The following is a 25,635-nucleotide window of genomic DNA, read 5'->3' as shown; positions in this document are numbered from 1 at the left end:
TGTGCCCTGAGGTAAACCTCCACAGCATCCAGCGAGTTCAGCAGCTCGCTGGTTGACTTGGTGCGGCCCTCGTCACAGTGACCGTAAAGGCCTTGTCTGCTGAAACAAGGCACTGATGAATTTGACGATCTTTCCGCCCTTTTCGGCGAAGGAAGACGAACGCCAACCTCAATCCTCCCGCGTCAAAACCTCCAACAACTCAATCTCGAACACCAGATTCGAATTCGGCGGAATTTTGCCCATGGTCCGTTCCCCGTACCCCAGATGCGCCGGCACCAGCAGTTTGCGTTTACCGCCCACCTGCATGCCCATCAGGCCCTGATCCCAACCTTTGATGACGCGGCCAGTGCCAATCACGCACTGGAAAGGTTTGCCACGGCTGTAGGAAGAATCGAATTCGGTGCCGTCTTCCAGCCAGCCGGTGTATTGGGTGGTGATCAGCGCGCCTTTGACGGCAGCTTTGCCCTCGCCCGGTTGCAGCTCGATGATTTGTAGTTCGTCGGTCATGGCGCTTCACTCAGAAAGGATGGCCCGTTGGGGGCGCGGACGGCGTTTTTCGCAGAATTCGATGCCGATGGCAATGCATGGAACCGAAACACGCAGCGCGGCTCACATGTGTATCGCCATCGTATTCAGCCAGGGAAGCTCTGATGACCGACTCACACTTGCTGCGCAGTTTTATTCCGCCGTACATCCTCAACCGCATCATCGCTCATGGTTCGCAGCCGCAGCGCACCGCGGCGATGCTCACCCTCAATCATGTGCGCAGCCTGCTGCCCAACCCCGGCGCGCCCTTGCGCCGGGAAACTCGCGCCATTCTTGCTTCATCGAGCAAACCCGGCATCGCTCAGCGCAGTGTGCATGATGCGCAAAACAAAATGCTGCTGCCCGGGATTGAGGTACGTGTGGAAGGACAGCCGGCGACAGGCGATCCGGCGGTCGATGAAGCTTATGAGGCGCTGGGCGCCAGCTATGATTTCTTCTGGAAGGTGTTAGGTCGAGATTCGATCGACAACAACGGGTTTGCCCTGATCGGCAGCGTGCATTACGGCCAAGGCTACGAAAACGCCTTCTGGAATGGCGCTCAAATGGTGTTCGGTGACGGTGATGGGGAAATTTTCCAGCGTTTCACCCGCTCGCTCGACGTCATCGCCCACGAACTCGCTCATGGCGTGACGGAAAGCGAGGCCGGTCTGATTTACGCGAACCAATCGGGTGCACTTAACGAATCACTCTCGGATGTGTTCGGCGTGTTGACCAAGCAATATTCGCTCAGCCACACGGCGGAGCAGGCTGACTGGCTGATCGGTGCCGATCTGCTGATGCCGCAAATCCACGGACAGGGTCTGCGCTCGATGTCGCATCCCGGCACGGCGTATGACGACCCGTTATTGGGCAAGGATCCGCAACCGGATCACATGCGTAAGTTCGTCATTACCACTGAAGACAATGGTGGCGTGCATATCAACTCAGGGATTCCCAACCGCGCGTTCTATCTGGCGGCTCGGGCATTGGGCGGCTTCGCCTGGGAGAAGGCCGGACGAATCTGGTACGACACGTTGTGCGACAAACGCTTGAGTCAGGACGCAACGTTTGAGGCGTTCGCCGGGTTGACGGTCGAAAACGCTGGCAAGCGTTTCGGTGCCAGAGAGGTGACTGCGGTGCGTGAGGCCTGGGCTCAGGTAGGTATCGAATTGGTCGTGGAGGTTGTATGAAAATTCTGCCCGAGTTGGGTGACGATTCCGTGGTGCGGGTATCACGCCAGGGTGGCGTGGCGGCCATTCATAGCCTGAGCCGCCCGCGTGAAATCGAATTCGCGCAATGCGACATCAGCGAACGCAGCCGCATCTGTTCGGTGCTGGAGGGGTGTTTGCCGTTCGATAGCGTTGAAACCGGACGCGGAGACCAGCGCTTCTATCAGATAGAAGTGCGCTACCGGTCAGGGGAAATGGTGCTGAAAGTGCCGGAGGATCAGGCGCCGGGAGATCTGGTGCATCTTTGGGACAAGGGGCAGTTGTTGTAAGCAAGATTCTACAAAGTTCAGCGCAAGGATATGGGTCCAATCGCGGTTTCAAACGGATTCCAACACCTGACGAAATCAGTCAGTCCCAAATCGCCGGCCAAAAACCACACCGTTAAAGGTGTGCGTACAGCACTGACAGCGCGGCGCCATGTCCTCAGCTTTCAATGCCGGATTGACAATTTGAAGGCGCTTTTGCTGATCGACGTACAAACCATTGAAGTAACTCGACTCGCCCAATCGTACGACTTCCTCGCGATCCTCCTCATAGATGGCGACCATCCAGAATACGGGCTCCGGTCGATCCAGACGCGACACCGCTTCGCTGAAAATCTCGTCCCAGTTACCGCCAACACGAGACAAAAGAAAGCGAAACAAGGGTGTGTAATCCATGCCGTAGCGTTTGCCTGCATGCATCGAACCACGTACGGCGTCGCTGCGATTTTCGCTCTTGGTATTACGCTGATCGCGGTATTGCGCGACTAACGCGTTGCGACGCACACCCCAAGTACGAGTGTTTTCTTTCCGATAAAGAGGTTTCTTGTCCAACTCATTGCTCCTGACTTCCCGTCACTCGAAACACCCCCAGGTTTTTACCCGAACGGTGCTCGATTGCAATCTGCCTTCCTTGGCCAATTGTTACCGAATGGCTTAACGCTCTACCGGCTGCATCTCGACAATCGTCCCGTTGGTGATCATCACCATCACGTACTGATCATTGATCTGCACCCACTGCGCTTGCTCAACCGGTGCTTTCAAACCTTTCGCTTTCCAGTTTTTCAAGGCTTTGTCGCTGCGTTGATAAACGTCTGGCGCGCGGTCGTTGATCTTTAGTTCACGATCGCTGACGGGGGACTGGACGGAGGGGTCGTTCGAGGTTTGCGCCGCTTGAACAATCGGGCTGATCCCGGAAATGCCGGCGACCAGGGCCAGGCTGGCGATTAGGGTTTTGCTGTTCATCGGTGAACCTCCAGAGATATGTACTACCTGAACTCCGACTGCGCGGCGGCGAAATCATTCCTTGTTTTTTGTTTGGACTGGCTGGGGGATTTCTTTCGTTAGACAGGTCGTCATCGCTGGCAAGCCAGCTCCCACAGGGATTTGAGTACACCTGACAGACACAGGTCGGCTGACAGGCCACCATCGCCAGCAGGCTAGCTCCCACAGAAAAACAAAAACACAACCCCCACCGCCCTCGCTTCTCACCACTCAACACAATGAGCGTTAGCTCGAGTGTAGCTCTTGATCTGGAAGGCCCGTCGGGAGGCTGAGTGCAGGGATTCATCCGGGGAGAACATCGAAAGGAGGTGCAGCGAAGCAAACCGGAATCGATGCCCCGGATGGATTCCGGAGCGAAGGAACCCCGAGCTCTAGCGAGCGGGCCGGACGTCAGGGCACAGACCTTTTGGTTACTTTTGGGGCGTTTGCCAAAAGTGACCCGCCGTAAGGGCGGAACCCTAAGTCGCCATCACCAAAAAACCGGATATTCACCCAAAACAACCCAGAGCATGGTCGGCCCAGAGGTCGTCATCGCTGGCAAGCCAGCTCCCACAAATTTTGTGTTGTTCTCAGGCACAAAGATGCATGCCTAGAACCGATCAGCATTGATCCACTTTCAACATCAATCTATGCCAACAATGCAATTAACAGATTGTTACATCTGCGCCACCATCCGCCTCAATAAAAACCGTGCGCCGCCTCCCCGTAGCGCACGTCATAAAAGCGGTGGAGTTTTTTCTATGACAGCCTCAATCCCACAAGGCGGCTCACGGGCCGGTGCCATTTTCCGAGTAACCTCGGGTAACTTCCTCGAACAGTTCGACTTCTTTCTGTTCGGCTTCTACGCCACCCAGATCGCGGCGGTGTTCTTTCCGGCGAGCAGTGAATTCGCCTCCCTGATGATGACCTTTGCAGTGTTCGGCGCAGGCTTCCTGATGCGTCCGCTGGGGGCCATTGTGCTTGGCGCCTACATCGATGATGTCGGTCGGCGCAAAGGGTTGATCGTCACCCTGTCGATCATGGCCAGCGGCACGATATTGATTGTATTGGTGCCCGGTTACGAAACCATCGGCCTGTTCGCCCCGGCGCTGGTATTGATCGGACGGCTGTTGCAGGGCTTCTCGGCCGGTGCGGAACTGGGTGGCGTGTCGGTGTATCTCTCCGAGATCGCCACGCCGGGCCGCAAAGGTTTTTTCACCGCGTGGCAGTCAGCCAGTCAGCAAGTGGCGATCATCGTCGCAGCTGCCTTGGGTTACGCCCTGAACGCGTGGATGGCGCCGGACGTGGTTGCCGATTGGGGCTGGCGAATTCCGTTTTTCATCGGCTGCATGATCGTCCCGTTCATCTTTTTCCTGCGGCGTAATCTGGCGGAAACCGAAGAGTTCGCCGCGCGCAAGCACCGTCCAAGCATGGGCGAAGTGTTCCGCACCCTCGGCCAGAACTGGGGCGTGGTGCTCGGCGGGATGCTGATGGTCGCCCTGACCACCACCGCGTTTTACCTGATCACCGTATACGCGCCGACCTTCGGCAAAACCGTGCTGCATCTGAGCACGTCCGATGCGCTGCTGGTAACCCTGCTGGTGGGTGTGTCGAACTTCTTCTGGCTGCCAATCGGCGGCATGTTGTCCGACCGCATCGGTCGTCGTCCGGTATTGATCGCGATGTCGCTGCTGGCCTTGGCCACGACCTATCCGGCGCTGTCGTATCTGGTGCAATCACCGAGTTTCAGCCACATGCTGCTGTCGCTGTTGTGGCTGTCGTTTATTTACGGTTTGTACAACGGCGCGATGATTCCGGCGCTCACCGAGATCATGCCGGTGGAAGTACGCGTCGCCGGTTTCTCCCTCGCCTACAGCCTGGCCACAGCGATTTTCGGCGGTTTCACGCCGGCGATGTCGACCTTCTTGATCCAATACACCGGCGACAAAGCCGCGCCGGGCTACTGGATGAGCATCGGCGCGCTGTGCGCGTTGCTCGCCACGCTTTATCTCTATCGCCGCGCGGGCGGCCGTCTGCAACCGGCTACTGCATAAGGAACCATCACCATGAAAAAACTGTTGAATCTGGGCGCCCTCGCCCTCCTCGCTTTCAGCGCCCTGGCGCACGCCGAACAGGTTAACGTGATGACCTCGGGCGGCTTCACGGCAGCCTATAAAATCCTCGGTCCGAAATTCGCCACCGCCACCGGCAACACCCTCGACACCCAGTTCGGCCCATCGATGGGCAAGGCGCCAGAGGCGATCCCCAATCGCCTCGCGCGTGGCGAGCATGCCGACGTGGTGATCATGGTCGGCTACGCCCTCGACGAATTGATCAAACAAGGCAAGGTCGACCCGGCGTCGCGGGTAGAACTGGCGGACTCGCGGATCGGTATGGTGGTTCGCGCTGGCGCGCCGAAACCGGACATCAGCAACGTCGAGAGCCTGAAGAAAACCCTGCTTGACGCGCAATCGGTGGCTTACTCCGACAGCGCCAGCGGCGTGTACATCGAGCAGCAGTTGTTCAAGAAACTCGGCATCGAAGATCAGTTGAAACCGAAGGCGAAGATGATCGCGAAAATCCCCGTGGGCTCGGTGGTTGCCACTGGCGATTATCAACTGGGCTTCCAGCAGGTCAGCGAATTGCTGCCCGTGCCGGGAGTAAGTTTCGTGGCGAAGATTCCAGAGTCGGTACAATCGGTGACGCGTTTCGCTGCGGGTATTCCGGTCAACGCGCAACATCCCGTCGAGGCCAAAGCGTTACTCGCCTACCTCGCTGCGCCGGCCGCACAGGCTGACGTGCAGGCGACCGGGCTGGATTCGGTCAAGCGTTGATAATCGGCGGCTGGACTTTCATTTCCACCACCAGCCGCTCCAGTTCCAGTGCCGCCGGGGTCAACGTGCGATCCCGGCGCTTGATAATGCCAACGCTGCGCATCACTTGCGGATCCGTCAGCGGTATCCGCGTCAGGATCGGATGATCCGGCCCCGGCATCGCCATCAACGGCACCGCCGCTACGCCCAACCCTGCCTCCACCAGGCCAATCATCGTCGTCACATGTCGCGTTTCGCAGATGCTCTGACGCTGCGGCACCACGCTGCTCAAGGCCTGATCGAGTAAAAACCGATTGCCGGAAGTCTTGTCCAGCGAGATGTAATCCTGCTGGTAGAACTCGTCCCACGTCACGCTGTTGCGCCCGGCCAACGGGTGATCGCGACGGCACGCCACGACATAGCACTCCTGCACAAGCGGTTCGAAGTCGACTTTGGCATCCTGCGTGCCCATAAAACTCAAACCGAAATCGGCCTCGCCATTGACCACGGCGCTCAATACGTCGTGGGCGCTGGAGTCGAGGACTTTGATCCTGATTCGCGGAAACTGCTGGTGATAGCGCGCAACCACACGCGGCATGAAGTAGTACGCGGCAGACGGCACGCAAGCGACGGTGACGTGGCCCAATCGGGTCGAGGCGACTTCGCTGATGCCCAGCAGTGCAACGTCCAGATCGTCCAGCAAACGTTCGACACTCGGCATGAAACCGCGCCCGGCCTGGGTCAGGCTGACTTTGCGCGTGGTGCGCTCGAACAGTTTCACGCCGAGGGCGTCTTCAAGCTTCTCGATGCGTCGGCTCAAGGCCGGTTGCGAGAGGCGCACGGTGTCGGCAGCCTTGCGGAAACTGCCCTGCTCAACGACCGCCCGAAAGGCTTGAAGGTCGTTGAGGTCGAAGTTGATGGCCATGGCGGGACTCGGGGATTGATTCGCTTGGGTTATAAATGTAACCAATTGATGCAATATGTTACAGATCTGAATCGCCCCATGTAGGAGCTGCCGAAGGCTGCGATCTTTTGATTCTGTTTTTAAAAAGCTAGATCAAAAGATCGCAGCCTTCGGCAGCTCCTACACGGGGGATTGTGTTGAACACCCGAAGCAGGGGATTTGGTTTGAGGTGGGTTCAACCCTTATCCTTGTCGCCCCCGCCGTACCGTTGTCAGGAGTAAACCCATGCCCCACGAAGGCAATCTGTTGCAAGCCGCCGTTGTTTTTCTGCTCGCGGCGGTGCTCACCGTGCCTCTGGCCAAACGTCTGCAATTGGGCGCGGTGATTGGTTATCTGTTTGCCGGGGTGATCATCGGCCCGTCGGTGCTAGGCCTGATCGGCAATCCGCAGAGCGTGGCGCATATTTCTGAGCTGGGCGTGGTGTTGCTGCTGTTCATCATTGGCCTTGAGCTGTCGCCGCGACGCTTGTGGGTGATGCGCAAATCGGTGTTTGGTGTCGGTCTGGCGCAGGTGCTGCTGACCGCGTCGGTGATCGGCGTTCTGGCGTTGTCGGTCTTCGGCCAGCCGCTGAACAGCGCGATTGTGCTGGGCCTCGGTCTGGCGCTGTCGTCCACCGCGTTCGGCCTGCAAAGCCTTGCCGAGCGCAAGGAACTGACCAGCCCCCACGGGCGCCTCGCGTTTGCCATTCTGCTGTTCCAGGACATCGCCGCGATCCCGCTGATCGCGCTGGTGCCGATGCTTGCCGGTGTCGATCATCACACCAGCACTGCCGACGATATACGGCACAGCCTGCAGGTGCTCGGCGTTATTGCCGTGGTGGTGATCGGCGGGCGTTACCTGTTGCGGCCGGTGTTTCGCGTGGTGGCGAAAACCGGTCTGCCGGAAGTCTCTACCGCTACTGCGTTGCTGGTAGTGATCGGCACGGCGTGGCTGATGGATCTTGTTGGTGTGTCGATGGCGCTGGGGGCGTTTCTTGCCGGTTTGCTGCTGGCCGATTCTGAATATCGCCATGAACTGGAAGCGCAGATCGAACCGTTCAAGGGTCTGCTGCTCGGGCTATTTTTCATCAGCGTCGGCATGGGCGCCAATCTGAGTCTGTTGCTCAGCGCGCCAATTACCGTGCTGGGGCTGACGCTGTTGTTGATCGGTTTGAAGCTGCCGTTGCTGTTTGTGGTGGGACGTCTGGCCGGTGGCTTGAACAAGGTCAGTGCGATTCGCCTCGGCATCGTGCTGGCGGCGGGGGGTGAGTTTGCGTTTGTGGTGTTCAAGATCGGGCGCGATCAGGGGCTGTTCGAGCCGCGGCTGTATGACCTGCTGGTGCTGACCATCACCCTGTCGATGGCGGTGACGCCGTTATTGCTGTTGCTCTGCGCAAGGCTGGTCAGCCCAAAAGTACAACCGGTGGAAGTACCCGAGAAATTCCGCGACATCGACACGGATACCCCGCGCGTGGTGATCGCCGGTATGGGCCGGATGGGTCAGATCGTTGCGCGGATTCTGCGGGCGCAGAACATCAAGTTTGTCGCCCTCGACACCTCGGTCGAAACCATCGAACTGTCGCGCAGTTTCGGTGGTGTGCCGGTCTTCTATGGCGACCCGATGCGCCCGGAAATTCTGCATGCAGCCAAGGTCGGCGAGGCAGAATATTTTGTCATCGCCACGGATGATCCGGAGACGAATATCAAGACCGCCGAGGTGGTGCGCAAGCTCTACCCGCACATGAAGATCATCGCCCGGGCCCGTAACCGTCAGCACGTTCATCGCTTGGTCGATGTCGGCGCCGAGGCGATTCGTGAGACGTACTATTCCAGTCTGGAAATGAGCCGGCGCACGCTGGTTGGCCTCGGGCTGACCCAGACCCAGGCCGATGCGCGGATCAAACGCTTCAAGCATCACGACGAACAGGTGCTGGAGGCGCAACACGCGGTGTACGACGACGCAGCCAAAGTCCTGCAAACCGCCCAGGAAGCCCGGGCGGAACTGGCACGGTTGTTTGAGTCGGATCAACTTGAAGAAGAATCGCGCAAAGCCTGATTGCTGCCAAACCCTGCGCGGGAATGATCGATCACATTCACTGTAGGAGCTGCCGAAGGCTGCGATCTTTTGACTTTGTTTTTAAAAAGCAAGATCAAAAGATCGCAGCCTTCGGCAGCTCCTACAGGGTTCAGTGATTCAGTAATTGCGGTTGGGTTTAGGCCGGCTCTAACTCCGGTGTTTGCTTGACCGCGACTGTCTCAAACCGATCCGCCAGAAACGGCGTGATGTCCAGCGGCAGCGGCTCGTCGTTGACCAGTTTATCCAGCAGCACGCCGGTAATTGCCGAGGTCAGAATCCCGGTACGGAAGTGCCCGCAGGCATTGAGGTATCCCTCCACCCCACGCATCGGCCCCAAAATCGGCAACTCATCCGGCGAACCTGGGCGCAGGCCCGCCCAAGTGCGTTTGAGATTGACGTCCGCAAGCTCGGGCAAGCAGCGCACCGCGCCCTGCACCAGCCCGGCGATTTCCGGGTAGGTGGTGGTGACGTCGAAGCCTTTGTCTTCGGTGGTGCTGCCGATGAGGATCTCGCCGTTGTCCTTTTGCGCCACGTAGCAGTCGCTGGTGGTCAGGCAGCCGTTGAGGATTTTCGGCATGCGCTCAGTCAGCAGAATCTGCCCTTTTACCGGGTTCACCGGAATGCGGATGCCGGTCGCCCATTCGCTCAAGTCCGCCGCCCACGCACCGCCGGCGTTGATCAGCGTCTTGCAGTGGAACACGCCCTCCTCGGCCGTCTGTACGCCGGTCACCCGCGTGCCGTGGTGCAACACGCCGGTGACGTTGGTGTTGACCAGGATATCGACACCATTCTGCCGCGCGCCTTCCATGTAGGCATCGGCAAGGCGGAACGGGCTGACCTGATGGTCGCAGAGAAACTCCAGCGCCCCGCGTGCTTCATGACTGACGCTGGGCTCGGCTTCGCGCAGTGCGGCTTGATCGAGCCAACGCACTTGATCGGCCAGATGCGGAATGCAACCGACGATGTGCTCGGCATAGAGCCGGTCTTCATCGTCATAAATCACGAATTTGAGCCCGGTCTTTTCGAACTTGAAATCCATGCCGTGATTGTCTTTCAGCTCACGGTGCAGCGCCGGGTACAGCGCGTTGGACTGCAAGGCGAAATCAAAGAACGACTCCGGCAGGATGTGCGGCGTGCTGGCGTCCACCGCTACCGCCGCGCCCTGGGTTTCGCGCTTGCGGTTGGCCGACATCATGCGGAAGAAAATCACCCCGCACCCAAGGCCCACCGACTCGCCGATCGCCCACAAGCCACCGGCTGACGCGCGGGTCGCGTTGCCCGGACGCTTGGCGTCGATCAGGGCCACCTTGAGGTTTTTGCGTTTGGACAATTGATAGGCGCAGGACGCCCCGATCACACCGCCGCCGGCGATGACCACGTCGTAAAACTTACTCATGGGAAGCGGCCTCCGTGCCGACAGACTGGAATGCGGAAAAAGGGATCGGATCGATCGGGAAACGCGGGCGCAGCCAGCCGACATCCTGGCGTCCGGTGGACTGACGCAAGCGGTCGCTGCAATAGCCAACGCACATCCGCCCCTGACAGTCGCCCATGCTCACGCGGGTGCGCATTTTCAGGCTGGCAATGTCTTGCACGCCCTGCTCCAGCGCCAGATCGATATCGGCGCGGGTCGCGTGTTCGCAGCGGCAAATCACCGTGTCGGCGTTCGGCAATGCTGTCTGGCCAACACCGCGTTCGGTGTAGCGATCCACCGCCGCACGAAAACGCACGATGGCTTTGAGTTTGCCCAGATAGCGGTCGCGGCGAACCAGCGCCAGATCCTCGTCGAGCACACCGCGCTGCAGCAGGATAGACGTCGCTGCAATCTTGCCGGCCAGCATCGCCGCTTCACCACCGCGAATCCCGCCCATGTCGCCGGCCAGATGGATGCGAGGCTGGTTGCTCTGCTGCCAGACATTTGAATGGGCGCGCAGATAACCGTCATCACTGAAGCCATGATCCAGGCCCATTTGCTGACTGAGTTGCGTGCGCGGAATAAAGCCATAACCGACCGCCAGGGTCTGCGCCTCGAAGCGCTCGACACGGGACATGTCCGGCGTCCAGGTCTGCGAGTATGGCGCCACACTAACGCTTTTCAGTTCGTCTTCGCCGTGAGCTTCGACCACACCCCAGCCATAGTTCATCGCGATGCCGTGCAGTTTCAGGTAGGCGAGCATGCTCAAGCCGTCGAGGAACAATTGCGGCTTGTTCAGCAACGCCAGGCTTTCGCGGGCGATCTTGCCGAACGCGCAGGCCTCATACACGCCGGCAACTTTGACGCCCGAGGCATGCAGTTGCGTCGCCACCAACGGCAGCAGTGGGCCGGTCCCCGCAATAATCACCGGGCCTTGCGGTTTGACCACGCCACTTTTGATTTGCAGTTGCAGGCCACCGAGCAGAATCACCCCTGGCAGTGTCCAGCCGGGAAACGGCACGCTGCGCTCGTGGCAACCGGCCGACAACAACAATTGTGAATACTCGATCTCGTGCAGTTGCTCGTCGGCGTCCAACACCACCAGCGCGCGAGTGCCTTCGGCGCCGACCACACGATGGTTCAGGTGCACGTCGATCAACCCGCAATGCTCCTGGAATTCGCCGTGCAGTTTGCCCAGCACTTCGGCGTAACGTGGTCCGAGATAATCCAGCTGCACGCCGTCACGCAGCGGCCCGCGATAGACCACACCGCCGAGGCGCGAGGCCTCTTCCAGCAAGGTGCAGCGCACGCCATGGCGCGCCAGTTCGATGGCCGCCGCCATCCCCGCCGGACCACCGCCGACGATCACCGGTCGCAGGCTCATACGACCTCCTGCCCGGCGATGCGGTTGACTTGGGTTTCGATCTGCATGCCATCGCGCACGACGGTCTGGCAGGCACGGCGTTTATGCCGGCCATTGATTTTTACCAGGCAGCACTGGCACACGCCCATGCCGCAGTAGGCGCCGCTGATCTGATCATGGTCGTTGCGCGCGATCTGGCGCACGCCGAGGGACTGGATAACGCTGAGGACGGTTTCACCGATGGCGGCAGTGACCGGCTGACCGTTGATGTGCACGGTCATATCCGCCTGCGCCAAGGGCTGGATATCGAAGGTTCTTTCTAGGCAGTGCATTGCGATGTTCATCCGTGAAAAGGTTCGGTTGAGGTTGTGTCAGCTCCTTGCCGCACTACACCTGGCGGCCCGTTTGATTCTTGGCTCGGGCGGGCTCGCGGGGTACTCCGTCAGCGCAACGAGGTGCGCGCGAGAACAATGTAGTTCATGTCTCAGCAAAGGCCTGGATCATTTACGTTAGGCGATATCGCCAACGGAAATATTGATCCAGGCCAGTGAAATCTGCACACCCCCCCCTGTAGGAGCTGCCGAAGGCTGCGATCTGTTGATCTTGCTTGTTAAAAACAAAGTCAAAAGATCGCAGCCTTCGGCAGCTCCTACAGGTCAATGTGCAGGCATTAAAAAGCCGCTTCTACCCGAAGGTAGAAGCGGCCGAGGCATGCGCCTCAATAGAGCAATCGGTCAGTGTACGAACAGCGCAATCAGGATGATGATCGGGATCGGAATACCGAGGAAAAACAGCAGTAATGAACGCATGGTCATTCTCCCTATTTAACGAACTGGAGGCAGTGTGGAGGTAGTGGTGTAGGTGTCGACTTCAACGTACTCGACCGCATCCCGACGGCGACCGCCGAAGATGGCTGCAAAGCTTGCGAAGAACGCACCGGCCAACAGCGCGACGAACATCCACAGCGAGGTCATGGCAGCGACTTTCGCAGCGGTGTCAGCGGCTTGCTGAGCTTTCAGCTTGGCGTCGGCAATGGCTTTCTGAGTGCGGGCATACACTTCATCGACACGACGTTCGGCGTCGGCCTGACTCAGGTTGGTCCGTTGCGCAACCAGTTGGGCGAGGTAAGTGCGGTCTTCAGCGCTGAGCTGACCATTGGCCAGGCTCTGGGTGAAGATCCGCGCCACTGCGCCGTGTGCAGCGTCATCGCTGACGGACGCTGGGCGGTCATCGCGGAACAGGTTGTCGATGTAGTAACCGTACTGGTTGCTATCGGTATTGGCCGCAGCAGTGCCGGCCGCTTGGGTCATGGCGCTCGCTGCACCACCGGCAACGCTGGCACCGGCCTGCACGCCGCCGCTGATCACGCTGCTGACCGAGCCAACAACCAGAATCGCGGTGACCAGAGTCGCCACACACCACGCCAGGAAACCATGGGCGGTGTCGCGGAAATACACTTCGTCACCGTGCATGTTCGCCCACTTCACCCGCAGGCGACCGGCGATGTAGCCACCCAGCCCGGAAGCAATAATCTGCGTCAGCGCCAGCCATACAATCGTTGAAATACCCAGGCCCTTAGCGCTCACGCCCTCCCCGGCCCACGGTGAAACGGCAGAGAAACCCAAACCAAAGCCCAGCAGCACCAGAATCATCGACAGTGCAGCGGCCGCCGCGGCACCTGCGAAGATCGCGCCCCAGGACACCCCTGAGACGTTGCTCGACTCTCCTTCGTAGGCAGCATAAAACCCATCAGAGGATCTATTCATTGTTGTAGTGCTCCAGGCATGAAAAATGGTGTTACAACTCGTCAGAAGAGGAATTGCAGCGACCGTGCCAGATGCGCGAATTTAATAAATCCTTTTATTTCAACACGTTAGAAAATCTGAACTTCTTAGGACGTTGCAAATTGCAACAAGTGGCTGAATTCGGTGGGTTTTATGCATTGGCCAAAAGACGATCACTTACGCTTGTAACTCTTGTTGCCACTGGGGGTAAGACAGTACACCCCACCCCGTGGCCCAGTGCAAAACGAACCCGTGCCACAGGAGCATCCATCGTCGCTTTGCAGCAGCGTTTGCGGTCGGCTCTGGCCCTGGTTGCCGTACATCGCCGCACAGCTTTTCTTCGAGCCACTGATAGAGCCGTCGTTGCACAGAAACAGGTCGCCGTCGCAGCGATCAATTCCACCTTTCTTGCCCGAGCACGGAGTATTGGCGGCGACTGCCGAAGCGCTGAGCAAGGCCAGCAGCACAGCGATAACAGGCATCCAGCCAAAGCGATTGAACATGCGCACGGAACCACTCCCTGTTGAGGTTATGGCCAGATGATATCAATGTTCCGGAAAATTAATCCTCGACCCCGCCCAATGGCAGCTACAACATGAAAGTTAATTTAAAGCGCCACGGAAATTTCTTGGCAAAATGCTGCCATTCCGTTTGAACCGATCAAGGCCAGCCCTATGACACGTATTTTGACCATCGAAGACGATGCCGTGACTGCCCGGGAAATTGTCGCCGAACTGAGCAGCCACGGCCTCGATGTGGATTGGGTCGACAATGGCCGCGAGGGCCTCGACCGTGCCGTGAGCGGCAACTACGACTTGATCACTCTCGATCGTATGTTGCCGGAGCTCGACGGCCTGGCCATCGTCACTACCCTGCGCACGATGGGCGTCGCTACGCCGATCCTGATGATCAGCGCCCTTTCCGATGTCGACGAGCGCGTGCGCGGCTTGCGCGCCGGTGGCGATGACTACCTGACCAAACCGTTCGCCACCGACGAAATGGCGGCGCGCGTCGAAGTCTTGCTGCGCCGGCAGAACAGCGGCGCTACTCAGGCCACCACGTTGCAGGTCGCCGATCTGCAGCTGGACCTGATCAGCCACGAGGCACGCCGCGCCGAACAAGTGCTGACGCTGCTGCCGACCGAGTACAAGTTGCTGGAATTCCTGATGCGCAACAGCGGCCAGATCCTCTCGCGAATGATGATTTTCGAAGAGGTCTGGGGCTATCACTTCGACCCCGGGACCAACCTGATCGACGTGCACATCGGCCGTTTGCGCAAGAAAATCGACGCGGCGGGCAATGTGCCGCTGATCCGCACGGTACGAGGCTCCGGTTATGTCATTGCCGAACCCGTCTGACGGTTGGCGTTCTTCCAGCAGCCGCCTGCTGGCGCTGTACAGTTCGCTGTTCGTGGCCTGGAGCGCGATCCTCATGGGGGTCATGTATTACGAGGTTTCCGGCTACCTCGACAACCTCGCCAAACATTCGCTGATGCAACGCCAGCATCTGTTTTCGCACTTTCGCGGTGAGCAACTGGAAGACGCCCTCGCCGCCAGCATGACCTTCGACATTCGCGGCATCGACGCCTACGGCCTGTTCGATGCCCAAGGCGTTTACCTCAGCGGCGCCTTGCAGCAGATCCCCGAAGGCTTGCCGCTCGATGGCAAGATTCACATGCTCGCTGAATGCGCCGACTCCGATGATCCGACCTTGCCCAGCGACAGCTGCGACGCCGTCGCGACCCAGACCCGCGACGGCCGCTGGCTGGTGTTGCTGCGCGATAACGGTTCGCTGTTCGCGGTGACGAAGATCATTTTGCATGCGTTGTTCTGGGGAGTGTCGCTGACGATTCTGCCGGGGATTGCCGGTTGGCACTTGCTGCGACGGCGACCGTTGCGGCGCATCCGGGCGATTCAGGCGAGTGCGCAGTCCATCGTGGCCGGGGACTTGACCCACCGTTTGCCGCTGTCCAATCGCCGCGATGAACTGGACATGCTCGCCGCCATCGTCAACGCCATGCTTGAGCGCATCGAGCGCTTGATGAACGAAGTCAAAGGCGTCTGCGACAACATCGCCCATGATTTGCGCACACCGCTGACCCGCTTGCGCGCGCAGCTGTATCGCATGCAACAGCAGGCCGGCGAAGGCTCGCAAGAAGCGGCGCAACTGGATCTGGTGTTGGCCGAGGCGGATACCCTGATGGCGCGGTTTCGCGGGTTGTTGCGGATTTCCGAACTGGAGGATCGTCAGCGCCGTTCCGGTTTTGTCGAGCTCGATCCGGTGTCGTTGCTGGAAGAACTGCACGAGTTTTATCTGCCACTGGCCGAGGAAGGCGAACTGCGCTTTGAGCTGAACATGCCGGAGACCTTGCCTGCGCTCAATGGTGATCGGGCGTTGTTGTTCGAGGCTTTGGCGAACCTGCTGAGCAATTCGATCAAATTCACGCCCGCCGGTGGCACGGTCATTTTGCGCGGGGTGAATGATGCCGGGCACACGCGAATCGAAGTGCACGACTCAGGGCCGGGTATTCCGGAGGCCGAGCGTGAAGCGGTGTTCCAGCGTTTCTATCGCGCCGAGGCCGGGCAACCGCAAGGCGGGTTTGGCCTGGGGCTGTCGATCGTGGCGGCGATTGTCAGCTTGCATGGTTTCAAACTGGCGGTGGGCAGCAGTGATGTGGGCGGAGCGAAACTGGTGCTGGATTGTCGGCAGAGTCTGATTTCACAGACTTGATCATTGGGCTCACTCCTACAGTTTTTTGGGTTGCCAGCACACTCTGCGAACAGCACAAAACCCTGTGGGAGCTGGCTTGCCAGCGATAGCGGTGGGTCAGTCGGTATGAATTTGACTGGTCTACCGCCATCGCTGGCAAGCCAGCTCCCACAGGTTTTATGTTGTGGCTATCAGGCCGGGTAGTTGGCGCGCAGCGCCTCTAGGCCACCTTGGTAAATGCCCTGGAACAGCGCCTCCACTTCCTCATCACTCACGCCTTTGGCGCTGAAGCGGCCCGACCAGGTGACTCGCGCGCCCTGCCCTTGGGCTTCAACCTTGATGGTTGCCAGATAGTCGGTGGCCGGGAACGGTGCCTGTTCAATCGAGTAGCTGTAGGTCTTCCCAGCGTTATCGAACGTTTGCAGTCGCTCGACCACCACCGCGCCATCGGCGGTTTTCAAGCTGCGCACACGCCCGCCATCGCTCAGTTCGCTGCTTGGAATAAACGGCAGCCAGTCCGGCAGCGTGTTGAAGCCGCCGATCAATTGCCAGACCTGATCGGCCGAAGCCGGAATATCGATTGTTGCTGATGCAGTTGCCATAAAAAACGTCTCTCTCAAGAAATTCAGATAGTCAGGCTGTCGACCACACCACCATCGACCCGCAGGGCGGCGCCGGTGGTGGCCGAGGACAGCGGCGAAGCGATGTACGTCACCAGATGCGCGACCTCTTCGACATCGGCCACGCGCTGGATGATCGAGGTCGGACGAGCCTTGCGCACAAAGGCGTCGGCTTCATCGCGCAGGTTGCGGCCGGACTCGGCGGCGGCATCCTTGAGCATCTCCTCCAGGCCATCGGTGAAGGTCGGCCCCGGCAGGATCGCATTGACCGTCACGCCGGTGCCAGCCAGACGTTTGGCCAAGCCGTGGGAGACCGCCAGATTGGCGCTTTTGGTCACGCCATAGTTGATCATGTCGGCCGGCGTCGCCACCCCGGATTCCGAAGACAGGAAGATCACTCGCCCCCAGCCCTGTTCGACCATCGCCGGCACATAATGCCGCGCCAGACGCACGCCGGAGATGACATTGACTTCATAGAAGCGCGTCCACTCGCTGTCCGGTGCGTCGAAGAAATCGACGTCATTGAAGATGCCGAGGTTGTTCACCAGAATGTCGGCTTTCGGTTCCGCGGCGAAGAGTTTTTCTGCACCTTGCGCCGTGCCCAGATCCGCGGTCAGACCGCGCAATTGTGCGCCCGGCACTTTCTGGCGAATGCTCGCCAGCGCCTGTTCGACCTTGGCCGTGTCGCGGCCGATCACCACCACCGTGGCGCCGGATTCGGCCAGCGACTGGCTGATGCCCAAGCCAATGCCAGCGGTGCTGCCGCTGACAATTGCCAGTTTCCCGCTCAGATCAATCTTCATGCTTTCACCTCATCGATTGGCAATGGTGCACGTTCGGACACCAGTTTCGCTTCACGCATGGCCTGCCAGAACCCCGCAGGAATTACCGCTGACAGTGCCGCGACATCTTCAGCAATCCGCCCCGGTTTGCTCGCCCCGGGAATCACTGCGGCGACCGCTGGATTGGCCAGAGAAAATTGCAGTGCTGCGGCTTTCACATCAACGTTATAAGCGGCAGCAATGCGTTTGATCTGCTCGACCTTGGCGATGACTTGAGGGCTGGCCTTCTGGTATTCGAAGTGCGCGCCGCCCGCCAGAATGCCCGAGCTGTAAGGCCCGCCGACGACGATTTCAACGTTTTGCGCCAACGCAGAATCCATCAAGCGTTGCAGCGGACGTTCGTGGTCGAGCAGCGTGTAGCGGCCGGCCAACAGGAAGCCATCCGGCTGCGCTTCGGTCAGGTCCAGCGTCAGTTCACACGGCTCGACCTTGTTCACGCCCAGGCCCCACCCCTTGATCACGCCTTCTTCGCGCAAACGGGTCAGCACTTTGAAGGCGCCGGTGCGGGCCTGATTGAAGTATTCCAGCCATTGATCGCCGTAGAAGTCTTGAGCGATGTCGTGGACCCAGACGATATCGAGGCGATCGGTTTGCAGACGTTTGAGGCTGTCTTCAATCGAGCGCAGGGTCGCGTCGGCGCTGTAGTCGTTGATGATCTTGTTCGGGCGCCCGTGTTCGAACACCCCGCTCTTCTCGCCCAGGTCACGGGCGGCAGCGTCTTCGACTTCATCGAGAATGACCCGGCCAACCTTGGTGCTGAGCACATAGTCGTCGCGGTTGTACTGCTTGAGTGCTTCACCCAAACGAATCTCCGACAGACCCGAGCCGTAAAATGGCGCGGTGTCGAAGTAACGCACGCCGGCCTCCCATGCGGCATGCACGGTGGCTTGCGCTTCTTCTTCGGGGATGGCGCGGAACATGTTGCCCAGTGGTGCGGTGCCGAAGCCCAGTTGGCCGGGCAGTTTGTCTTTCAAGCTCATTGGATTGTCCTCATTCGTTCGTGGTCTGCGTGACCGTTGAGCAAATCCTAGATTGCGATAACGAGACCGTCCAAGACATAATGCGCAGCACTTGAGTCCCCAGAGGTCTGACATGATCGACATTCGCCAATTGCGCTACTTCGTCGCCGTCGCCGAGGAAGAACACGTCGGCCGCGCAGCGGAACGCCTGCACATTTCCCAATCGCCACTGAGCCGACAAATCGCCCAGCTCGAAGAACGCCTGGGCCTGACACTGTTCGAGCGCAGCCAGCAGCGCATACGCCTGACCCGCGATGGCCAGACTTTTCTCGCTGAAACCCGTGCTTTGCTGACTCATGCCAATCGCCTCGAATCCCTCGGCAAGCGTCTGGGCCGTGGCGAAGAAGGCGGCTTGTGCATCGGCTACATCGAGAACGCCATGCACGCCGGCGTCCTGCCCAACGCCTTGCGCGTGCTGCGGGTCGATCGGCCCAATGTGCATGTCGCGCTGTACAACTTGAGCTCCGCCGAGCAATTGGAAGGCCTGCGTCAGCGTAGTCTCGATATCGCCTTGGTGAGCGAACCGCCGACCGATGACGATCCGGATCTGCTCGGCTTTCAGGTGCTGGATGATCCGATGCTGCTGGCATTGCCGGAACAGCATCCACTGGCCCGCCAGACCACGCTGAACCCGTCGGATCTGGCCGATCAGGAATGGATCGGCGTGCAGCCGCGCCAGGATGCAAACGACGAGTTTGTCAGCGCGTGCATCCGCGCAGGCTTCACCCCGGATGTGCGCATGCAGGCCACCGAGCCGTTTACCGCGCTGGGGCTGGTGGCGTCGGGGCTGGGGATTGCGATGATTCAGAAGGGGCTGAGCCACAACGCGCCACCGGGTGTGGTGCTGCGCGAAGTGCCGTGGCTGGCGTTTACCACACCGCTATGGGCGGCGTGGCACCGTATCAATTTGCGACCGTTGGTGGAGACGTTTCGCAAAGTCCTGACTGACCCCCTCCCGCAGGAATGATGGCACTCTCTGAATTCTCCGGACTCTCCGGATTCTCTGAATTCTCTGTAGGAGCTGCCGCAGGCTGCGATCTTTTGATTTTGCCTGTTAAAAACCAGATCAAAAGATCGCAGCCTGCGGCAGCTCCTACAGGGGGAATGTGTGGGTCAGGTTTTTTGCAGGTGGAGGTGGCCAGTGCTGTCGACATTGACGCTAATTGCATCGTAGCGGGCCAACGTCGCGTGCGACGTTTCGAGCGGATGCTGGTGCGTCGTGGTGATGATCATCAGCGCTGCGCCGGCGGCTTCGGCGGCCTGGATGCCGACGGTAGCGTCTTCAAAGATCAGGCAGTCGCCGGGCTCAATTCCCAAGCGGCTGGCAGCCAGCAGGTAACCGGCGGGGTCCGGCTTGCCGGTCTGTACATTCTCGGCGGTGATCAACAATACAGGCGCGGGAATGCCAGCCGCTGCCATCCGGCGCAAGGCCAGATCCCGCGGGGCCGACGTCACCATCGCCCAGCGCTCGGCGGGCAAGCTATTGAGAAAAGTCCTCGCGCCGGGAATCTCGACAACGCCTTCAACGTCTGCGATTTCCGCTTGCGCGATGAACGCCGCTTGCGCCTCCGCGTCCACACCCGGCAAGTTCAGACGTCGGATGGTGTCGATGGCACGTGCGCCATGAATGGTCGGCAAAAACGTCGCGACGTCCACGCCATGACGTACCGCCCACGCTGCCCAGACACGCTCGGCAGCTGCGATGGAGTTGAGGACGGTGCCGTCCATGTCGAACAGGAACGCGCCGAACGCGCGGTCGAAAACACTAGTGTGAGCGGACAAAAGGGTCGCATCCTCTGGCAATGGCAGGCAGGTTGGCCCGGCAATGTAGCACTTTGCCCGGCCGTTGCACCCGGCGTGTCAGTGCGCCAGCGGCGCCTTCGACTTCAACGCGCTGTCCACAGTGTCCAGTAATTGACCGATAGCCCAAGGCTTTTTGATGAAGGCCACCGGACGCTTGACCCCGGAGGTCTCCGGCGTTTCATAGCCAGACATCACCATCACCGGTTTTTCCGGCCAGCGATCGCCGACCAGATTGGCCAGATCGGCGCCATTAAGAATGCCGGGCATGGTGATGTCGGTCAGCAACAACGCCACTTGCTGTGCGTGCTGCTCAAGATAAATCGATGCCGCGTCGGCGCTGGCTTGCGGCTCGACCTTGAAACCTTCCTCCTGAAGAATTTCGCAGAGAAACTCCAGAATCAACGGATCATCCTCAACCACCAGAATCAATCCGTCAGGAAGGTGCGTGTCCGCCATCGGTGTTGGGCACATGGAACTGCACTCCCTGAATTGCATTAACGATTTAGCGGCTCAAATCCGCTGCTTATCTGGTATGAGCGGCGACTTTTGCAGAAATTCATTTTTGATACAGCTCTTTTCCGAAAGGTCGTATTTGGCTGTTCGCGACAGGCGTTCGCGATGACGTAATTATGGTTAAAATGCCGACCCTTTTGCTTGCCGACCCTGATCGATGAATCCTGAAGCCCTCGCCACCCTCCACGCCCATTTGTTGCCCGCGCTCGCGGCGGCGCCAAGCGAAACCCGTCGCCTGTTCCACGGGCGCGGGCGTTGCTGGCCGGGTCTGGAACAGCTGACCGTGGACTGGTTGCAAGGCGTGGTGCTGGTGTCGCTGTTCAAGGAGCCTGTCCCCGAGCAGCTTGACGACCTCAAGCGTTTGCTGCTGGATCTGACCGCTTCGGCGCAGTGGCAGCAATCCGGCGCGCATACCCTGTTGATCCAGCATCGCTATCTGCCTCAAAGCACTGCCGAATGGCTGCTGGGAGATGAGATCGACGAAATGACCATCGTCGAGGGCGGCTTGCAATACCGCGTCGATCTGGGCCGCAAGCAGAACACCGGGCTGTTTCTGGATATGCGTTACGGGCGCGATTGGGTACGCGAGCAGGCCAACGGCAAACGGGTGTTGAACCTGTTCGCCTACACCTGCGGCTTTTCCGTGGCGGCCATTGAAGGCGGCGCCAGCCATGTGGTCAATCTGGACATGTCCCGCGCGGCGTTGAGCCGCGGCCGCGACAATCATCGGCTGAACGGGCATGACCTGAGCAAGGTCAGCTTCCTGGGCCACGATTTGTTCAAGTCCTGGGGCAAGGTGATCAACAGCGGCCCGTATGACCTGGTGATCATCGACCCGCCATCGTTCCAGAAAGGCAGTTTCCTGCTGACCAAGGATTACCAGCGCGTGCTGCGCCGCCTGCCGGAACTGCTGACCGCGCAGGGCACTGTGCTGGCGTGCATGAATGATCCGGCGTTCGGCTCGGACTTTTTGATCGACGGGGTGACGCAAGAGGCGCCGAGTCTGCGCTTCGAGCAGCGCCTGGAAAACCCGCCGGAGTTTCCGGACATCGACGCCGAAAGCGGCCTCAAAGCCCTGATCTTCCAACGCACCTCCTGACACTACAAATATCCACTGTAGGAGCTGCCGCAGGCTGCGATCTTTTGATCTTGCGCCATAAAAACAAGATCAAAAGATCGCAGCCTTCGGCAGCTCCTACACGGGGTTATGTGTGCATTTGGCTGCCGAGTTCGCGGGCTACTTCCAACTGCTGCTTGGGATCGCGTAACTCAGACTCAGGCAACAACGTCGAACTCAGCACTGTCGCGCCGCTGTAATCGAAGATCCCGTGTTCGATCTGCGCCTTCATCGCCGCGCCGTAACCATGGCGCTCATAAGTACGCGCATCAGCCCCGGCGAGCTGAACCAGATGCACGCGCATGCGCTGAAGCAGCTTCACATGCTTTAGATCGCCACTGAAATCAAATGCCCAGCCGTTGCTGAACACTCGGTCGATCCACCCTTTGAGCAGCGCCGGCATCGACCACCAGTAAACCGGGTACACCAGCACCAAGGTGTCGGCGCGATCGATACGGGCCTGTTCCGCCAGGACATCAGCGGGCGGCCTGGCCTCGCGGTGATGCACGGCGAAATCCGCTGCGCCGAAGCGCGGTTCAAAACCTTCGGCGTAGAGATCGGCGATTTCAAAGGTGCTCTGCGGATCAGCCAGCGTCAGACCTTCGGCAATCTGTGTCGCCACGCCATGAGTCAATGAACGAGGATCGTGATGAGCGACAACGATCAATGTGTGCATGGGAAATCTCCAATTGGTGATTGTTGACCAAGGCTTATATACTCTTGGTAAGTTACGCTTCGTAAGTTACGTTTGGTATATAGCCATGTCAACCACAGAAATTCCCGATCCCAATTCCCCCGCCCAACCACGCCGACGCCTGTCCCGCGAAGACCGTCTGCGCCAGTTGCTCGACGTCGCCTGGCAAATTATTCGCGCCGAAGGCACCGACGCCCTGACCCTCGGCTATCTCGCCGAGCAGGCCGGTGTGACCAAACCCGTTGTCTATGACCACTTCGTCACCCGCGCAGGTTTGCTCGCTGCGCTGTATCGGGATTTCGATACGCGGCAGACGCTGGTCATGGACGCCGCCATCGCCGATTGCGATCCGACATTGACTGGCACCGCAACGGTGATCGCCACGGCGTACGTCGATTGCGTTCTGCTGCAAGGCAACGAGATTCCCGGGGTGATTGCTGCACTGGCCAGCACACCGGAACTGGAGAGGATCAAGCGCGAGTACGAGGCGATCTTCCTGGAAAAATGTCGCAGCGTCCTGTCGCTTTATGCCAACGGCGGGCAAATCACTCAAGCCGGTTTACGCGCAATGCTTGGCGCCGCTGAAGCGCTGTCCAACGCTGCCGCCAATGGCGAAATCAGCGCTGAACAGGCCAGTGACGAACTGTATGCAACCATCATGGCGATGGTCGAACGAGCCGTCGCGCGAGGGGCTAGTGGTACTTAAGAGCGCCCGCGCAAGTTTCCACGATGGAGTTGCGCAGCGGCTTTGTTCGACCAGAGGTGCGTAGGCATAAGTGCTGTGAGCCCTGCCTGGAATGCCGATGACTGATCAGTGCACGGTCAGGCGCTGGCGGACAAATTCTTCGGTATGACGCGTGGTCTGGTCCAAATGCCGATCACGTTGCTTCTCAGCGTCGAGCATGGCGCGCTTGCTGTTCTTGTTCAGCAGATAAGTATGAATCTGCTGCACCTCCAGCGAACGGTAGATGGGTGTGGTGTCGATATATCCGCGCAGGCCGTTGCTGCGGTAATGCCGTGTACTCATCAGCACTTGCGTCTCGCGTTGGCCGATCACTTCAAGGCCCAGCGCCTCGAAATACGGGACCTTGCCGACGGTGCACGCCAGTTCGGCGTGGGGATAGCGCCCGACCATCTCGCCGATCATCGCCCGCGCCACACCCTGACGCCGATGCCCTTCACGCACCGCCATGTAGGCGACGCTGCACGCCTCCCAATCGCCCTGCACCGGCAGGTACAACAGGAAGCCGATCACCTGCTCCGGATCTTGCTCATCAGTTGCCACCAGCAACTCCACCTCGGTGCCCTTCTCGCCATTCAACGCTTCCAGATACAGATGCATTTCGTAGCCAACCGCGTACTGATAGACGTTGTACAACAGGTTGCTCGGGCCCAGGCCCACGGCGCTGATGTCGGTCAGGTAGTCGACGACCATCTGCAGAATCTGGCTGTTGACGCCCTCGGGGCAAGGGGTTTTGTAGTGGGTGATGCGGTGCATGGCGGCTGAACTCCGGCGGAAAACCGCGACATCATAACCTGTCACAGCACTTGCCTCTGTAGGAGCTGCCGAAGGCTGCGATCTTTTGACCTTGCTGTTGATTGTAAAAACCCAAAGTCAAAAGATCGCAGCCTGCGGCAGCTCCTACAGGGAGGATCACCCGGGTCACTTGATCCGGTAATGAAAGGTATTGCGCACCGCTGGCACCGACACCGCGACACCCTCGACGATCCGCGGCTGATAACGGAAGGTTTGCGCCGCCGCCAATGACGGGCGGATGAACAGTGGATGGCAGCCGTCCAGCACCTTGGGATGCTCGACCCGGCCTTGCGGGTTGACCGTGTATTCCACGGAGCAATCACCCTCGATGTTTTTGTCCAGCGCCCGCTCCGGATACTCCGGCGCCTCTTTGCTCAGCGGTAAATACTGGCGGCTGTCGGCGAGTGCCTGCTGGCGTGCGCGTTCGGCCTGTTGTGCCTGTTGCTGGGCCTGATTCGCTTGTTGTTGTGCGGCTTGCTGTTGTGCCAGGCGTTGCTGCGTGGCGGCGTCTGCCCGCTTGCGCTCCTCGGTTTGCTGGCGCTGTTGCTCGGCTTGTTGCTCGCGTTTGCGCTCCTCCACTCGCTTGCGTGCGAGTGCCGCTTGTTCGACTTTTGGCGCCTGAGGTTGCGGCTCGGCCAGTGGTTTCACCGGTTCGACCGGCGCCGCGACAACCGGCTCGGCAATCGCCGCCGGCGTTGGTTCAGGCGCAGGCGCAGGCGGCTGGACCGGGGGTGCGACCATCACCAGTTGCGTGGTCAACACCCGAGGTGGTTTGACCTCGGGTGCCGACGGCGACCAGGTGTTGATCAACAGCGCCAGCACCCCGGCATGCAACGCCAGCGCCAGCGTCGCCGCGAGGCTGTGTTGCCAGAAGTCGTGGTGCGGCTTCGGCGCTGCAAGGGTTGGAGGATTGTGCATGATCATCGCCGTCATTGCGGGGCCTCGGTCACCAGCCCGAGATTGCTGACACCGCCCTGCTGCAACGCGGCCATGGCGGCAACGACGCTGCCATAACCGGCGTCCTTGTCGGCGCGGATATACACCTGCGTATCCGGGCGCTGCGCGACAATCTGCTCGACCTTGGCGCGCATTTCGTCGAGGACCACGGCGCTATCGGTCTGATGCTGCGTATCGAGTTCCCCGCCCAGATTCCAGAAATAGCCGCCGCCGGCCTTCACCGACAGCGTCAGAATCTGCTGGCGGGTGTCGGTGGCCAAGGCTTCGCTGGCGATCTTCGGCAGCTCGACTTTCACCCCTTGAGTCAGCATCGGCGCGGTCACCATGAAAATCACCAGCAGCACCAACATCACATCGATGTAAGGCACCACGTTCATTTCAGCCTTGGGCCCATGCTTGCGTTGTGGCCTGACTAGCATCGTGGTTCTCCTGT

28 protein-coding genes are annotated in these 25,635 nt (G+C 59.6%); 10 read left to right on the top strand and 18 right to left on the bottom strand.

Features of this window, described 5'->3' with window-relative positions; all coding sequences use genetic code 11:
* Nucleotides 1-168: 168 nt before the first annotated feature.
* Entirely contained in the window at nt 169-507 is a 339-nt protein-coding gene (locus ACA061_RS10990) for an FKBP-type peptidyl-prolyl cis-trans isomerase (RefSeq protein ID WP_210555097.1), read from the bottom strand.
* A gap of 143 nt (nt 508-650) precedes the next feature.
* On the opposite strand from ACA061_RS10990, the gene ACA061_RS10985 reads away from it, so the two are divergent.
* The gene (locus tag ACA061_RS10985) at nt 651-1,715 is read left to right on the top strand and encodes a M4 family metallopeptidase (RefSeq protein WP_497301496.1); all 1,065 of its coding nucleotides are present in this window, start codon (nt 651-653) and stop codon (nt 1,713-1,715) included.
* Nucleotides 1,712-2,023, top strand: coding sequence for a protealysin inhibitor emfourin (locus ACA061_RS10980; RefSeq protein WP_042559711.1), 312 nt, complete (start codon nt 1,712-1,714; stop codon nt 2,021-2,023). The genes ACA061_RS10985 and ACA061_RS10980 overlap by 4 nt, the downstream gene beginning before the upstream one ends.
* A 75-nt stretch (nt 2,024-2,098) precedes the next feature.
* Here ACA061_RS10980 and ACA061_RS10975 read toward each other — a convergent pair whose 3' ends face one another.
* Together ACA061_RS10975 and ACA061_RS10970 are read right to left on the bottom strand one after the other, a co-directional pair.
* Complete coding sequence (locus ACA061_RS10975; protein WP_210555096.1) at nt 2,099-2,569, bottom strand: hypothetical protein; 471 nt, start codon at nt 2,567-2,569, stop codon at nt 2,099-2,101.
* 102 nt (nt 2,570-2,671) lie between these two features.
* A complete protein-coding gene (locus ACA061_RS10970; RefSeq protein WP_497301493.1) occupies nt 2,672-2,980 on the bottom strand; it encodes an RcnB family protein in 309 nt (102 codons plus the stop codon).
* Nucleotides 2,981-3,759: 779 nt separating this feature from the next.
* Between ACA061_RS10970 and ACA061_RS10965 the strand changes: the two genes are divergently transcribed.
* Together ACA061_RS10965 and ACA061_RS10960 are read left to right on the top strand one after the other, a co-directional pair.
* Nucleotides 3,760-5,052: an MFS transporter gene (locus tag ACA061_RS10965; RefSeq protein WP_150616457.1), complete on the top strand. Its 1,293-nt coding sequence runs from the start codon at nt 3,760-3,762 to the stop codon at nt 5,050-5,052.
* A gap of 12 nt (nt 5,053-5,064) precedes the next feature.
* Nucleotides 5,065-5,832: a substrate-binding domain-containing protein gene (locus tag ACA061_RS10960; protein WP_210555094.1), complete on the top strand. Its 768-nt coding sequence runs from the start codon at nt 5,065-5,067 to the stop codon at nt 5,830-5,832.
* Here ACA061_RS10960 and ACA061_RS10955 read toward each other — a convergent pair.
* Nucleotides 5,822-6,736 carry a LysR family transcriptional regulator gene (locus ACA061_RS10955; protein ID WP_150604567.1) on the bottom strand — a complete coding sequence of 305 codons (915 nt, stop codon included), beginning with the start codon at nt 6,734-6,736 and terminating at the stop codon, nt 5,822-5,824. The two genes, ACA061_RS10960 and ACA061_RS10955, sit on opposite strands and share 11 nt — an antisense overlap.
* A 264-nt stretch (nt 6,737-7,000) precedes the next feature.
* Between ACA061_RS10955 and ACA061_RS10950 the strand changes: the two genes are divergently transcribed.
* Nucleotides 7,001-8,809 carry a monovalent cation:proton antiporter-2 (CPA2) family protein gene (locus tag ACA061_RS10950; protein ID WP_497301490.1) on the top strand — a complete coding sequence of 603 codons (1,809 nt, stop codon included), beginning with the start codon at nt 7,001-7,003 and terminating at the stop codon, nt 8,807-8,809.
* 157 nt (nt 8,810-8,966) lie between these two features.
* Here ACA061_RS10950 and hcnC read toward each other — a convergent pair whose 3' ends face one another.
* The 5 genes from hcnC to ACA061_RS10925 all read right to left on the bottom strand — a co-directional run bounded on the left by hcnC (nt 8,967) and on the right by ACA061_RS10925 (nt 13,894).
* On the bottom strand, nt 8,967-10,226 hold the full coding sequence (gene hcnC, locus ACA061_RS10945) for a cyanide-forming glycine dehydrogenase subunit HcnC (protein ID WP_497301488.1): 1,260 nt from the start codon (nt 10,224-10,226) through the stop codon (nt 8,967-8,969).
* Nucleotides 10,219-11,628 (bottom strand): cyanide-forming glycine dehydrogenase subunit HcnB, encoded by a 1,410-nt coding sequence (gene hcnB / locus ACA061_RS10940; protein ID WP_497301485.1) that lies wholly within the window; start codon nt 11,626-11,628, stop codon nt 10,219-10,221. Before hcnB ends, hcnC begins: the two co-directional genes overlap by 8 nt.
* Nucleotides 11,625-11,939: a (2Fe-2S)-binding protein gene (locus ACA061_RS10935; protein ID WP_042562120.1), complete on the bottom strand. Its 315-nt coding sequence runs from the start codon at nt 11,937-11,939 to the stop codon at nt 11,625-11,627. Before ACA061_RS10935 ends, hcnB begins: the two co-directional genes overlap by 4 nt.
* 492 nt (nt 11,940-12,431) lie before the next feature.
* A complete protein-coding gene (locus tag ACA061_RS10930; protein ID WP_150604563.1) occupies nt 12,432-13,373 on the bottom strand; it encodes a hypothetical protein in 942 nt (313 codons plus the stop codon).
* A gap of 191 nt (nt 13,374-13,564) precedes the next feature.
* The gene (locus ACA061_RS10925) at nt 13,565-13,894 is read right to left on the bottom strand and encodes a YdcA family protein (protein WP_497301919.1); all 330 of its coding nucleotides are present in this window, start codon (nt 13,892-13,894) and stop codon (nt 13,565-13,567) included.
* A gap of 171 nt (nt 13,895-14,065) precedes the next feature.
* Between ACA061_RS10925 and ACA061_RS10920 the strand changes: the two genes are divergently transcribed.
* Both ACA061_RS10920 and ACA061_RS10915 read left to right on the top strand, forming a co-directional pair.
* The gene (locus ACA061_RS10920) at nt 14,066-14,749 is read left to right on the top strand and encodes a response regulator transcription factor (protein WP_042559723.1); all 684 of its coding nucleotides are present in this window, start codon (nt 14,066-14,068) and stop codon (nt 14,747-14,749) included.
* A complete protein-coding gene (locus ACA061_RS10915; RefSeq protein ID WP_150616463.1) occupies nt 14,727-16,121 on the top strand; it encodes a sensor histidine kinase in 1,395 nt (464 codons plus the stop codon). The genes ACA061_RS10920 and ACA061_RS10915 overlap by 23 nt, the downstream gene beginning before the upstream one ends.
* A gap of 170 nt (nt 16,122-16,291) precedes the next feature.
* Here ACA061_RS10915 and ACA061_RS10910 read toward each other — a convergent pair whose 3' ends face one another.
* From ACA061_RS10910 to ACA061_RS10900, 3 genes are read right to left on the bottom strand one after another with little or no spacing between them, the layout of a single operon-like run.
* Nucleotides 16,292-16,702, bottom strand: a complete 411-nt coding sequence (locus ACA061_RS10910) for an SRPBCC family protein (protein ID WP_210555089.1) — start codon at nt 16,700-16,702, stop codon at nt 16,292-16,294.
* A gap of 23 nt (nt 16,703-16,725) precedes the next feature.
* The gene (locus tag ACA061_RS10905; protein ID WP_150616465.1) at nt 16,726-17,523 is read right to left on the bottom strand and encodes an SDR family NAD(P)-dependent oxidoreductase; all 798 of its coding nucleotides are present in this window, start codon (nt 17,521-17,523) and stop codon (nt 16,726-16,728) included.
* On the bottom strand, nt 17,520-18,542 hold the full coding sequence (locus ACA061_RS10900; RefSeq protein WP_210701896.1) for an aldo/keto reductase: 1,023 nt from the start codon (nt 18,540-18,542) through the stop codon (nt 17,520-17,522). The genes ACA061_RS10905 and ACA061_RS10900 overlap by 4 nt, the downstream gene beginning before the upstream one ends.
* Nucleotides 18,543-18,654: 112 nt before the next feature.
* On the opposite strand from ACA061_RS10900, the gene ACA061_RS10895 reads away from it, so the two are divergent.
* Complete coding sequence (locus tag ACA061_RS10895) at nt 18,655-19,548, top strand: LysR substrate-binding domain-containing protein (protein ID WP_497301479.1); 894 nt, start codon at nt 18,655-18,657, stop codon at nt 19,546-19,548.
* Nucleotides 19,549-19,694: 146 nt separating this feature from the next.
* Here ACA061_RS10895 and ACA061_RS10890 read toward each other — a convergent pair whose 3' ends face one another.
* Together ACA061_RS10890 and ACA061_RS10885 are read right to left on the bottom strand one after the other, a co-directional pair.
* Nucleotides 19,695-20,363, bottom strand: a complete 669-nt coding sequence (locus ACA061_RS10890; RefSeq protein WP_497301477.1) for an HAD-IA family hydrolase — start codon at nt 20,361-20,363, stop codon at nt 19,695-19,697.
* A gap of 78 nt (nt 20,364-20,441) precedes the next feature.
* Nucleotides 20,442-20,855, bottom strand: coding sequence for a response regulator (locus ACA061_RS10885; protein ID WP_150604556.1), 414 nt, complete (start codon nt 20,853-20,855; stop codon nt 20,442-20,444).
* Between the two features lie 199 nt (nt 20,856-21,054).
* Here ACA061_RS10885 and ACA061_RS10880 point away from each other — a divergent pair, with 199 nt between their 5' ends.
* Nucleotides 21,055-21,996 (top strand): class I SAM-dependent methyltransferase, encoded by a 942-nt coding sequence (locus ACA061_RS10880; RefSeq protein ID WP_210555085.1) that lies wholly within the window; start codon nt 21,055-21,057, stop codon nt 21,994-21,996.
* Between the two features lie 106 nt (nt 21,997-22,102).
* On the opposite strand, the gene ACA061_RS10875 is transcribed toward ACA061_RS10880, so the two are convergent.
* The gene (locus ACA061_RS10875) at nt 22,103-22,690 is read right to left on the bottom strand and encodes an NAD(P)H-dependent oxidoreductase (RefSeq protein WP_150616470.1); all 588 of its coding nucleotides are present in this window, start codon (nt 22,688-22,690) and stop codon (nt 22,103-22,105) included.
* A gap of 85 nt (nt 22,691-22,775) precedes the next feature.
* On the opposite strand from ACA061_RS10875, the gene ACA061_RS10870 reads away from it, so the two are divergent.
* Nucleotides 22,776-23,414 carry a TetR/AcrR family transcriptional regulator gene (locus tag ACA061_RS10870; protein ID WP_210701891.1) on the top strand — a complete coding sequence of 213 codons (639 nt, stop codon included), beginning with the start codon at nt 22,776-22,778 and terminating at the stop codon, nt 23,412-23,414.
* A gap of 105 nt (nt 23,415-23,519) precedes the next feature.
* Here the strand turns inward: ACA061_RS10870 and ACA061_RS10865 are convergent, their stop codons facing one another.
* The 3 genes from ACA061_RS10865 to tolR all read right to left on the bottom strand — a co-directional run bounded on the left by ACA061_RS10865 (nt 23,520) and on the right by tolR (nt 25,621).
* Nucleotides 23,520-24,206 (bottom strand): GNAT family N-acetyltransferase, encoded by a 687-nt coding sequence (locus ACA061_RS10865; RefSeq protein ID WP_497301474.1) that lies wholly within the window; start codon nt 24,204-24,206, stop codon nt 23,520-23,522.
* A gap of 165 nt (nt 24,207-24,371) precedes the next feature.
* Nucleotides 24,372-25,178 carry an energy transducer TonB gene (locus ACA061_RS10860; protein WP_497301473.1) on the bottom strand — a complete coding sequence of 269 codons (807 nt, stop codon included), beginning with the start codon at nt 25,176-25,178 and terminating at the stop codon, nt 24,372-24,374.
* Nucleotides 25,175-25,621 carry a protein TolR gene (gene tolR, locus ACA061_RS10855; RefSeq protein ID WP_150616474.1) on the bottom strand — a complete coding sequence of 149 codons (447 nt, stop codon included), beginning with the start codon at nt 25,619-25,621 and terminating at the stop codon, nt 25,175-25,177. The genes ACA061_RS10860 and tolR overlap by 4 nt, the downstream gene beginning before the upstream one ends.
* Nucleotides 25,622-25,635 lie beyond the last annotated feature (14 nt).

The sequence above is a fragment of the Pseudomonas sp. LBUM1668 genome, from assembly GCF_059695715.1.
Note: the sequence above shows the minus strand (reverse complement) of the source record. Positions and strands in the feature narration are given on the sequence as shown.